Genomic DNA, 12304 nt, shown 5'->3' on the forward strand with positions numbered 1-12304 from the left:
TTGATAATTTAAAAGAAGAGGAATAGCAATCTGGTCGGTCTTAGAAACATCAGGAACTGCTGAAACCTGCTCATCCTTAGGAAAATTGATGTTTTCTAAACTAAAAATAAAAAAAGGTAGTAAAATAATAAAAAAATACCTTTTCATCTTTCCCTCCTTTTTATTATAAATAATAAATATAACAAAAAATTTTCTTTTTGTCAAGAGAAATTATTGAAAATAGAATAATTAAAAATTTGCATCTCACGCAAAAAATCTAAAAGAAAAAATTCTTTCTAAGTATTTGATTTTTAAATACTTAATTTAGATTGGTATTAAAGATAGGGAGCGTATCCCTCCTATCTCCTTTATTCGTCTTAATAATTGCCTTAATCACCCTCTTATTAGATGTCTTGTTTTTAGACTTAATAATAGTATTAATATTAACTTTAATAAATATCTTATCGTTCGTTTTCAATTGTGCCTTATTGTTCGTCTTAATAAGGTTATTAATAATAGACCTAATAAGTAATGGGTTGTAGGATGGAGATAGTGGTGGGCTTATTAAACTTTCTCATTGAATTTTGGTTAATAAAGGATGGTTTGAAAATTCTAATCTATCTATTTGGATTTAGTTATTTTTTTAATTCTTACCACTGCTTAATTATTGATAGAATGCTAAAAGGAAATGGGTTAATAAATTAGTTAAGTTAGTTATCATTGATAATTTAAATTTTTAGGTTATAATTTTATATGTTTAGATTATTTAATTATAATAAAGTATGCGAGATTGAGAAGGTTGAGAACGGCTGGATTGTGAGGCTTCGTTATCCGAAGTTGCCACCGGTTCCTTCTAATGAATCTCAAAAACAGCAATTAAAAGTAATGAGTAGAATTCTTGCTTTATTAAGTAGGATTTCTGCCCAAGAACAGGCAAAAGGAATTGATGAAGAACTTGAGCCTTGGAAAGAGGAGAGCGAAGAAGATTTTGAAGAGATGATGAAGGAGATTGACCGGATAATTGAAGCAACTTTTGATAAGGGAAAGATTATTAAAGAAAGAGAAGAAAGGATAAAAGACGAAGAGACTTATGTTTTTACCAATTTAGATGAAGCCCTAAATTTTGTCCGTTCCTTCCTTTTAGAATAATTATTCCCATTCCATTGTTGCTGGTGGTTTATTAGTAATATCATAAACAACTCGGTTAATCTCTTTTATCTCATTTGTCAATCTCTGAGAAATTTTTTCTAAGATAGAATAAGGGATTTTTGTAAAGTTGGCGGTCATCGCATCTTGTGATTCAACAACTCTTATCACAATTGGGTATTTATAACTTCTTTTATCGCCTTGAATACCAACCGATTTTATTGATAACAATACCGGAAAAGCCATCCAAACCTTATGGTAATAACCCACCCTTTTTAATTCTTCTTCAATAATTTCTGTTGCTTTCTTGACAATTGCTACTTTTTTGGGAGTTACTTCGCCAATAATTCTTACTGCGAAACCAGGACCAGGAAAGACATGCCTTTTGATTATTTCTTTTGGGATTCTTAATATCTTGGCGATATTCCTTACTTCATCTTTGTAGAGATTTCTTAAAGGTTCATAAATTTTTAAAAAACTTCTTTTCGGCAAGCCACCAACATTATGGTGGGACTTTATCTTTGAAGAATATCTTGTTTGTCCACTTTCAATCCTATCGGAATAGATAGTTCCCTGAATTAAAATATCACAATTCATTTTTTTGGCTATTCTTTCAAAAATCTTAATAAATATTTTGCCAATTATTTTCCTTTTTTCTTCCGGATTTACTATTCCTTTTAGATTTTTAAAAAATTCCTTTTGGGCATTAATTATTTTTAATTTAAATTTATATTCTCGGGAAAATCTTTTGATTATCTCTTTATCTTCCTTCCGCATTAAGCCAGTATCAACATAAACAGAAAGAAGATTATTTTTAATCACACTATTTACTAAAATTGCTGCCACGAGCGAATCAATACCACCAGAAAGAGCAAGAATAGCCTTCTTATTGCCAATCTCATTTTTTATTTCCCTTTTTATTATTTCTATCATTCTTTTTGTTTGCCATTCCTTTTTAACTTGGCAGATTTTGAATACGAAATTTTTCAATATCTCTTTTCCCTTTTTAGTGTGCGAGACTTCGGGATGGAATTGGACACCAAAGATTTTCTTTTCTAAATTTTGATAGGCAGCAATTTTAGAATATTCGGTTTCAGCAATAATTTCAAAATCTTTTGGTAAAGTTTTTACGACATCCCGATGATTCATCCAGACTATCTCTTTTTTTGCTAAACCTTCAAATAAAGGACTTCTTTTAATAATCCTTAATTCTGTTAAACCATATTCTCCGGCCTTCCCTTTTTCAATCTTACCGCCCAAAAGATAGGCAATTAACTGATGGCCATAACAGATGCCTAAAATCGGAATTCCTTTTTTTAAAATTTCTTTATCAACTTTTGGCGAATCCTTTTTATAAACCGAAGAAGGTCCACCGGATAAGATGATGCCTTTAAAATTATTCTTTGCTATTTTGGAAAAGGATATATTTCCTGGCAAAATTTCGGTATAAACTCCCAGTTCTCTTATTCTCCTACTAATCAAATGGGTATATTGTCCGCCAAAATCTAAAATTAATATTTTATCAACAAATATTTTATCCATCAAAAGATAAGGCTGCTCCTAAGGCAGCAACAATTAAAGGTTCTTGAGGAATATTTAATTCTTCGCCCAAAAGGATTTCTAACGCCTTTTTTAATCCGAGATTTTTGGCACCGCCACCAGTAAGGGCAACTTTCTTTTCAATTTTTATTCCTTGTGCCAAACTAACAATTCTCTTGGCAACCGCAAGACAAACACCAAAAAGCACATTACTGATTTCTTCGCCTTGGTAAATTTTTGAAAGAACCTCGGATTCCACCATCACCACACATAAATGGGAAATTAGTGAAGGATTTTTGTATTCTAAGACTTTTCTGTTGAATTCTTCAAAGGTAATTCCTAAGGCTTTAATAAGATTAGCAAAAAATCGACCTGTTCCCGAAGCACAGCGGTCATTCATAATAAAATCGATCACCTTCCCTTTGTTATCAATTTTAATAATTTTAATATCTTCGCCACCAATATCAATAATTGTTCTTACCTCGGAAGATAAGAAATTTATTCCCTTGGCAATGGCGGTAATTTCCGTAAGAGAAGCCTGATGTTCAATTAAATTTCTGCCTACACCGGTGGTAATAATTGGGTAATTATTTTTATCTTTTAATTTCTCAATAATTATTTGGCTAACTTTTTTGGGCTGAAACTCGGTTGGCAAAACTTGGTAATCAATAATTTCTTTTTTCTCTTTATCAAATAAAACGCCTTTTGTGTTTGCCGCACCAATATCAATGCCGATAACTTTCATCTTGCTTCTTTTTGATAAAGGAAATAGGAATAGATAATTAAAAAAAGAGAAAAACTAATAATCGGAATTAAAACAAAGAGATAAGAATATCTTAAAAAGAAAAAGCCAAAAAGACTAATAATTCCAGCAAATATAAAAAGTTTGCTTCCTAATAAATGGGTTTTCTGCCAGACATAATCACTACTTAATGTCCAAGGTGTTCTTATTCCCACAAACCAATTCCTCTGGGCGTATTTCAGTAAGATACCAACATATATAAAAAGGATTCCTAAACCAATTGGAAAAAATCGGTTGGGATTAATTTTGATATTTATATTCCATAAAAGCATAAAAAGATAAACCGCAATTAAGAAGATAAAAAATATTAAAAAGAAGGTATCATAATAATTAATAAATTTTATGATATTATTTTTTAATGGGTCAATTTTGGGAATGAGAAGATAAAGAAGAAACATTAAAAGAAGAATAAAAGGAATGAGAAAGGTTCCCCAAAATTTATTGGAATAACCATCTACTTCTCCATATTGGTTCCAATGGCTTGCCATTTTTTCAGGCATTTTAGGATAAAAATAACTGCCGATAAGAAAGGATAAAATCGTGAGAATTAAAATGATAATAGATATTTTCCTCATAAAAAATTATAAAGATTTATTTTTATAATTCAAGGTTGATTTTTTTATTATTTTTAGTTATAATTTTAAATACCCTCATTTCCCCTCCTCCTCTCTATCGCCTCCTTGGGGCAGGGCAAAAAGCCCTGCCCTTTAAATTTTGACTTTCTTACAACTTCACTTAAAATAAAATTATGCGAATAATCTTATTAGTAGTGATAATTTTATTAATTCTTTATCTCTTGTTTGGGAAAAGGATTATAAAATAAATTATAATTTCTTTAATAAGGCGGGAACAATTTTTGTCAAATCTTCAACAATTCCATAATGGCTGACAGAAAAAATCGGAGCATTTGGATCTTTATTTATCGCAATTATTAAATCAGAATTTTTCATACCGACAATATGTTGAAAGGCACCGGAGATTCCTAAGGCAAGATATAATTTTGGCTTGACAGTCTTTCCTGATGAGCCTACTTGTCGATCTTTTGATAGCCAACCAGCATCAATCGCTGGTCTTGAACCTGCTAAAACACCGTTCAATTTTTTGGCTAACTCTTCAACCATTGGCAAATTCTTTTTATCACGCAAACCACGACCAATACCGATAACAATATCGGCTTTGGTAATGTCTACCTCCTCTGCCTCTTCTTTTTTATATTCTAAGATATCAATATTTTTCTCAATATCTAAACTTATCTCTTTTTCAATTATTTCTGAATTTATCTCTTTTCTTTCAAATTTAAAACTACCACTTTGGATAGTAAGAATTAAAGGCTTTTTATCAAACTCATTAATCTCAATTTTTCCGCAGACCTTACCGCCATAAAAATAACGAATAAAATTTATTTCGTCATTAGTTTTTTCTATGCCATTGATATCGGTAACTACTGGAATAGAAAGTTCTACTGCTAAGGAAGGTGCCAATTCATAGGCATTACTTGTCTGACCAAAAACCAATAAATAATTCTCTTTTTCTTTTAAGAAATCTTTTATAACTTTTAAATATAATTCCGGATGATAATCTTCTAAAAGTTTATTTTTAATTAGATAGATTTTATTTACAGCATCTTTTAAATTATTAAAAATACCTTTCTTTTCTTCGGATGTTAAAACCAAACAGGATATCTCACTACCTGATAATTCTTGCCATTTATAAGCAAAACCTAAGGCATCAAAACTGTTAGATAATATTTCCGAAAAGCGGTGTTCAATAAAAACAATTATTTCCTTCATAATATTCCTTTTTCTTTTAATATCTTTATTAAATTATCAGCAATTTCATCTTCACTTCCTTTAATAAATACTGTCTCTCTTTCGCTTTTCGGAATAAAATATTCTTTTAATAAGATATTTTCTTTCATTTCCCAATTGAGTTCAGATAATTTTATCAATTTAATCTCTTTACTGGTTGCCCTTTTGATTGCCAAAATTGAAGCATATCTTAATGGATAAATACCAGTTTGAATTGTCAAAAGAGATGGAAGTTTTATTTTTCTCTTTTCAATTAAACCACCTTCCAATTCTCTTTCAATTAATAGAAAATTATCTTCCTTTTCAACTTTTTTAACCAAGGTAGTAAAAGGAAGGTTTAAATATCTTGCCAAAGCAATATTAGTAATTCCGTAACTATTATCACTACTTGTGACACCGGTTAAAATCAAATCAAAACTGAGGTTTTTAATTACTGAGGCTAAAATTTGGGCAATTAATAAAGGGTCTTTTATCTCTTTTTCTTCCTCAATCCTAATTCCGTAATCAGCACCTTTGGCAAAGCCCATCCTTAATATTTCATCACTTTTCTTATCACCGAAAGTAATTAAAGTAATTTCACCACCGTATTTCTCTTTTAAGATTAACGCAGTCTCTAAGGCATAATTATCGGCTTCGTTTATCGTGTAAACTAATTTATCACGGATAATATCTTTTTTATCAGGAGTTAATTTAATATCAGATTCAGCTGTTTCCGGACAACTTTTTATACAGACAATAATTTTCATAAGAGATGAATTATAATAAATTATAATAAATTTTCAAGAAGTTGAAAATAAGAAAAAGGAGAGATAGAATATCTTTAATGAATTTTATTAGTGGTAAATTCCTTAAAAGATTAAATCGTTTTACTTGTGAATGTCTTGTAAACAGCAAAAAGGTGAAAGCCTACTTACCTAATCCCGGAAGGCTTTGGGAGCTTTTATTAACTAATCGAATTTTATATCTTAAAAAATCTAATAAAAAAGATAATTTACCTTATGTGGTCTATGGTGTTAAAAAGGATAATCAATTTGTTTTATTACATACCAATTATACTAACAAAATTGTTGAAAAACTGATTAAAGAAAAAAAGATAAGAAGTTTAAGGGATTTTAAAATAATAAAAAGAGAAGTAAAAGTTAATAATCACCGAATAGATTTTCTTTTAAAAAGAAAGAATAAAAAAATATATTTAGAAGTTAAATCAGTTACTTTATTTAAAGATAGACTGGCAATGTTTCCTGATGCGCCAACCGAAAGAGGAAGAAAGCATTTATCTTTTCTAAGTAAAAATAAAGGTATGGTCTTATTTGTTGTCTATTCACCAAAGGTTTTTTATTTTCTACCAGATTTTCATACCGATTTTTCCTTTTCCCAAACCCTTTATCAATTGAAGGATAGAATAAAAATTAAGGCAATTAGTCTAAAAGTAGATGAAGAATTAAATTATCAATTTGTTAGGGAACTAAAAATCCCTTGGAAAATATTTAAAAAGGAAGCAAAAGATAGGGGAGTTTATTTGATTGTTGGAGAACTAAAAAGAGCAAAGAAAATTTCTATTGGCAAATTAAAAAAGATAAAATTTAAAAAAGGTTTTTATATCTATGTTGGTAAGGCAATGAATAATTTAAGTAAAAGAATAGAAAGACATTTACAAAGAGATAAGAAGAAAAGATGGCATATTGACTATTTAATAAATTATTTAACCAATTTAAAACCGATACCAATCAGAACTTCCCAAAATTTAGAATGTTCTCTGGCAAAAGATATAAAGAAAATTGCTAACCTCTTTATCAGAGATTTTGGCTGTAGTGATTGTCAATGTGATAGCCATCTCTTTTATTTTAAAAAGAGCCCTTTTACCCAAGAAAAATTTGTTAACTTGATTTTAAAATATCGCCTTGGGCGGCTGATATCAACAATTTGACTTTTTGTTAGTTTTTGTTATACTAACAATATGGATAAGAAATTATTTGCGATATTAAAAAATTTTGGTTTAACAAATTATGAGGCGGAAGTTTATAGTGCTTTATTAAGGGTAGATAAGGCAAAGGTATCGGATTTAGCAGAAATGGTATCGGTTCCTCGTCCCCAGATTTATCTTATTTTAAAAAGATTGATTGATTTAGGATTGTGTACCGAAAAGAAGGGAAAGATAAAATATTATTCTTCTCTTCCACCGAGTATTGGACTTCGTTATCTTTTAGAAAAAGAAGAAAAAGAGTTGAAAAATAAGTTTTCTTTGATAAAAGAGTTAGAAAAAATTTATAAACAAAGGGAAAATAAGAAGAAATCTTTGGAATTTATTGAAGTGATTAAAGGAGAATCGGGAAGGGAATATTTAATCTCCTTGTTAAAGAATGCTCAAAAAGAAGTGCTGGTTTTCTGTAAGTATGTTTTGAGAAAAACCCAAGAGCGATTGAAAAAATCCTATAATATGGAAATGGTAGTATTGAAAAATAAAGTCCAAGTCCGTTGTCTTTATGAAAAAAGTTTCTTTAATGACCCTGATATTTTCCCTTATATTAAAAAATTGATAGAAAATGGAGAAAAGGCAAGGGTTATTGATTATTTACCGATGAATATGACGGTGATTGATGAGAAGAGCGCCACATTCTCTTTGTTGGGAGAAGATGAAGAGGATGTGGTTATTTTTTATCTTAACCATCCTGCTTTGGTAACATTGATGAAAGCCGGATTTGAATATTATTGGCAAAAAGGTAAAGAAGTTGATTTAAAAAAGGAGGAAAAATGAATCTATTCTTAACTATTTTATTTTTATTTAATTTAAATATTGATTTTAATCAAGGTCTTCTAACGGAAAATCCAGTTCCTTCTCAACCGATAATGTTAAATCCCTGCTTTTCTTCTTCTCCTTTATCAATAACTAATGAAAAAATTTTTGCTGTCCCAAAACGAGAATCCCTTAATCTTTCTCTTCTCGGTGAATATAATCTTGCTGGTGGCTATGTGAATATGAGCGGTTGGCAGGTAAAGCCTTATCAAAACCATATCCTTTATTCTTCTGGTGGTGGTTTTTATATCTTTTCTTGCCAAGAGAGTTTAGTGAAAGTTGGTGAGGTCTCTGGTCCGGGTTATATCTTTGATTTTGAGATTAGAGATACTTTAATCTATTGTGCCAGTGCCGATATCGGTTTAGTAATCTTTAATTTTAGTAATATTAGCCAAGCCCGTTGGATAAAGAGTCTTTATCTTCCTTTTAATCACCCTACTTCTAATCCTCAATTTGGTTGGGGAGCAACCGGTATTGCCTTGAAAGATAGTTTTGCCTTTATTACTACTCGTGCTGGTGGTCTCTATGTTGTTAATATTGCTGACCCATTAAATCCAAGAATTGTTGCTTATGAAGCCACTTTTGATTGGTTAATGGATGTTAATATTAAAGACACCTTGGCTTATGTTACCAATTATGCTCCAGGAGATACTGCTGGTTTTATTATTTACAATATCAAAAATCCATTAAATCCAACAATTGTCTCTTATCTTGGTAGCGGTGTTCGTAGGGGAATGAGATTCTGTATAAAAGATACCTTTGCTTATGTGGGAGCAAGATATTATGGTTTTTATATTATCAATATTGCTGATCCAAGAAATCCAAGATTGGTTGCTAATCCAACAGATTTATTAGAAGTGCAAAATGTGAATGTGATAAATTTTGGTGATACGATATATGCCTATGTAAACGATATAAACGGTTTGGCAATTTATAATGTCTCTAATCCTGCTAATCCGTCATTAATTACTCAAATGAATGTTCGTTCAACTGCGGTTTCTTTTGACCTTGTCCAAAGAAGACTTTATAACCAGGCATTAGCCGGTGCCACTCTTTATGATATTACCTATCCTTATAATCCACAACTTATTAACTATTATCTCTATTTAGGAAATCCATATTATTTAACAGTTCACAATAATCTTGCTTATCTCTATGATGGTTATGGTTGTTTAAGGATTTTAGATATCTCGCAGCAAAACAAGATAAGGGAAATTGCTTGGTATGATAAATATTTAGAATCAATACCATCGGGAAGTTGGCTTGCTCAGATTGGTGGTATGTTCTATCAAAATAATTATATCTATCTAATTGTTCGGGGTTTTCCTTGGTTCTGTTATTTAGCAATTGTTGATGTTTCCAATCCCAATAATCCGCAATGGGTTGGCACAAGGATGTGGCGAGGTTATGCGGGTGGTAATCAATTTTATGTGGAAGATACTCTGGCATTTGTTCCTTTGGCATTAAGTGGTCAAACTTATTTAAAGATTTTAAATATTAGAAGTCCAGCAAGAATAATAGAGGTTGGCAATTATTATTGGTCAACTTGGGCAGCCTTAGAAATTTCTAAATATGACTCCCTATTATTAATGGCAGGTGGTTATGACCCAATGGGTGGCACACAACAAACATTTCGGGATTTGGGAATTTTAAATATTAGTGATTTACAAAACCCAATTTTGATAACCGAATATACGACACCGAATCAATGTCGGGGAGTTGATAAATTTGGTTATGTACCAATAATTGCGGTTGCTGATTGGGATGCGGGAGTTCATTTAATAAATATTGCTAATCCTTCTTCTCCGCAAATTATTGGAACAGTTGATTTTGAAGGTTTGGTAGAAGATGTTCATATTGGAAGGGAAGTGGTCTTTTGCGGCAGTGATAATCTTTTTAACGCAATCAAAACTGATGCCGGTCAAAATCCAAGATTGTATGGCTATTATGATTTAAAAGCAAAATTTGGTTATGGTGGAAGTGTTACTGATGTTTGGTCAAAAGAAGATGAATATGGTTATTGCACTACTTACGGAGGCTTCTTTATCTTTTATACTGGTTTAGTTGGATTAAAAGAAGAAATTTCTAAAGATAATAGATTGCGAATAAATGAATCAGGCGTTTATTCTATTACTATTTCTGATATTACTGGAAGAATTGTTGCTAAAGAGAAAAGAAGTTTAAAAGGTGGTGAAATCCTATCTTTTCCTAAAATGAAAAAAGGTATCTACTTCTTAAAAATTGAGGGCAAAGAAAAGATAACAAGAAAGATAGTAATAATTAATTGATTTTTAGATAAAAGAAAAAAATGAGAAAATTATTAATCTTGCTATTTTATTTAGTAATCTTTGCCCAAGAAATTAGATTTCGGGATGTCGCAAGAGAATTGGGAATAAATGTCTCCGGTGGATTAGGTGCCTGTTGTGCCTTTTTTGATTACAATAATGACGATTACTTGGATATCCTTTTTAATCCTGGAAATAGAATCTATCTATTCAGAAATAATTACGGATTAAATTTTACTAATGTTACTGATTCCGCAGGTTTAAGTAATTATGAATTTAGGAATCTCGTAATTGGCGATTATAATAATGATGGCTATTTAGATATTTTAGCCAATTCGCACGGAAGTAATTGTTATCTTTTTAGAAACAACGGAAATGGCACTTTTACGGAAATTGCCTCTTTATCAGGTCTAACAATCGGTGGTTATCGCTCATTATTTTTAGATTATAATCGGGATGGTCTTTTAGATGTTTTAATTATTGGTGGACAAGTAAGTTATCTTTATCGACAAGAGAATAACCATTTTCAAATAGTCCATACTTTTATTGGTGGTAATACAGGAACTGCCTTTGATTATAACAACGATTTTTATCCCGATATCTATATCGGTAGAAATGGTGAGAATAAATTATATAAAAATGTTAATGGTGATACTTTTCTTGATGTTACCAATATCGCTGGTGTCGGTAATACCGGCAGTACGCAAGGAGTGGTTAGTGGTGATTTTGATAATGATGGCGATTTAGATTTGTATTTAACAAATATAAGCGGTGGTTTAAATGCCTTATATGTAAATCAAGGGAATGGCACTTTTGTTAACCGAACAAATTTTTATGGTGTCGGTGATGTTGGCGATGGCAGAACCTGTGATATAATTGATTTTAATAATGACCGCCTGTTTGATATCTTTTCCACAAACCATGTTTATCCCAATCGTCTTTTTAGAAATATGGGTTATAATGCTCCCTTTTATAATGTTGCTGGTTTAGTGAATATCGCTCAACCGCAAGATATCTTTGCTAGTAGTTGGGGTGATTTTGATAATGATGGTGATTTGGATGCCTTTTTAGTAGGTCATTTTGGAGATGGTTATGCCTTGATGAGAGATAGTGGCGGAAATTATTTTCATTATTTAAAAGTGAAACTTGTTGGCAGACAGAGCAATCGGGCAGGAATTGGTAGTAAAATCTATCTCTTTAAAAATGATACTTGTCAAATGATTGAAATTTCCGGTGGCAGTGGTCAAGATGGTCACAATCCATTAATTGCCCATTTTGGTTTAGGAAATAATGATAATATTGATTCTTTAATTGTCCTCTGGCAAAGTGGCGAAAGAACCAGAATTTTATCTTTACCAGTTGACACAATGCTAACAATTTTTGAGCCATTGACGGAAATAAAAGAAAGAGTAAAATTAGCAAAGGAAGATAAGGTGTTTGGTATTTATGATATTACGGGCAAAAAAATAAATAATCTTAATAAAAGAGGAATTTACTTTATCTTAAAAAAAGGCGAAGTTAAAAAGTTAATAAAGAGGTGAAAGATGAAAAGATATTTTATATTTATATTTTTATTTTTAGCCTGTGTCTATTTAGATAATGTAAATCAACCAAATTCAGTTTCTTTGGGTGAGTATTTTACCATTCTTATTCAAGGAACTTTTGATAACAGTAGTGTTACTGCCCGTGCTTGGTTAGCAATGATGCTGCCTGCTGGAATAAGAGTAGATAGTATTAGATATAATACCAATAATGGCTATACCGAACTTTTAACCCAAATAAGCGATACGGTAACAAGAATTGCCAATAATACTTTTCCGCCTGACCCAAATATGACTTGGTATGGCTATGAAACAAGAGATTATAGTGGAATTGGTAGCGGAACCTATGAAGCAAGAGTTTATCTTTATGTTATGAACACGGCAATTACTGGTAATTATTTGGTTGATTA

11 protein-coding genes are annotated in these 12304 nt (G+C 30.9%); 6 read left to right on the top strand and 5 right to left on the bottom strand.

Annotated elements, in window-relative coordinates; genetic code table 11:
- The first annotated feature begins 732 nt into the window (after positions 1-732).
- Complete coding sequence (locus tag ABIK75_04855; protein MEO0090417.1) at positions 733-1128, top strand: hypothetical protein; 396 nt, start codon at positions 733-735, stop codon at positions 1126-1128.
- On the opposite strand, the gene guaA is transcribed toward ABIK75_04855, so the two are convergent.
- From guaA to ABIK75_04880, 5 genes are all read right to left on the bottom strand, one after another.
- On the bottom strand, positions 1129-2667 hold the full coding sequence (guaA, locus tag ABIK75_04860; GenBank protein ID MEO0090418.1) for a glutamine-hydrolyzing GMP synthase: 1539 nt from the start codon (positions 2665-2667) through the stop codon (positions 1129-1131).
- Entirely contained in the window at positions 2660-3409 is a 750-nt protein-coding gene (locus ABIK75_04865; GenBank protein ID MEO0090419.1) for an acyl-CoA dehydratase activase, read from the bottom strand. Before ABIK75_04865 ends, guaA begins: the two co-directional genes overlap by 8 nt.
- Positions 3406-4041 (bottom strand): DUF1648 domain-containing protein, encoded by a 636-nt coding sequence (locus ABIK75_04870; GenBank protein MEO0090420.1) that lies wholly within the window; start codon positions 4039-4041, stop codon positions 3406-3408. Before ABIK75_04870 ends, ABIK75_04865 begins: the two co-directional genes overlap by 4 nt.
- A gap of 249 nt (positions 4042-4290) precedes the next feature.
- Positions 4291-5256: an electron transfer flavoprotein subunit alpha/FixB family protein gene (locus ABIK75_04875; protein MEO0090421.1), complete on the bottom strand. Its 966-nt coding sequence runs from the start codon at positions 5254-5256 to the stop codon at positions 4291-4293.
- The gene (locus ABIK75_04880; GenBank protein ID MEO0090422.1) at positions 5253-6020 is read right to left on the bottom strand and encodes an electron transfer flavoprotein subunit beta/FixA family protein; all 768 of its coding nucleotides are present in this window, start codon (positions 6018-6020) and stop codon (positions 5253-5255) included. Before ABIK75_04880 ends, ABIK75_04875 begins: the two co-directional genes overlap by 4 nt.
- 77 nt (positions 6021-6097) lie before the next feature.
- Here ABIK75_04880 and sfsA point away from each other — a divergent pair, with 77 nt between their 5' ends.
- The 5 genes from sfsA to ABIK75_04905 form a co-directional block, all read left to right on the top strand.
- Entirely contained in the window at positions 6098-7201 is a 1104-nt protein-coding gene (sfsA, locus tag ABIK75_04885) for a DNA/RNA nuclease SfsA (GenBank protein MEO0090423.1), read from the top strand.
- A gap of 30 nt (positions 7202-7231) precedes the next feature.
- Complete coding sequence (locus tag ABIK75_04890; GenBank protein ID MEO0090424.1) at positions 7232-8029, top strand: helix-turn-helix domain-containing protein; 798 nt, start codon at positions 7232-7234, stop codon at positions 8027-8029.
- Complete coding sequence (locus ABIK75_04895; GenBank protein MEO0090425.1) at positions 8026-10356, top strand: T9SS type A sorting domain-containing protein; 2331 nt, start codon at positions 8026-8028, stop codon at positions 10354-10356. Before ABIK75_04890 ends, ABIK75_04895 begins: the two co-directional genes overlap by 4 nt.
- 20 nt (positions 10357-10376) lie before the next feature.
- Positions 10377-11894 carry a CRTAC1 family protein gene (locus ABIK75_04900; GenBank protein ID MEO0090426.1) on the top strand — a complete coding sequence of 506 codons (1518 nt, stop codon included), beginning with the start codon at positions 10377-10379 and terminating at the stop codon, positions 11892-11894.
- A gap of 3 nt (positions 11895-11897) precedes the next feature.
- A partial coding sequence (locus ABIK75_04905) for a hypothetical protein (GenBank protein MEO0090427.1) occupies positions 11898-12304 on the top strand: 407 nt, incomplete at its 3' end.

Source organism: candidate division WOR-3 bacterium (assembly GCA_039801725.1).
Lineage (GTDB): Bacteria > Hydrothermota > Tepidihabitantia > Tepidihabitantales > DTDR01 > DTDR01.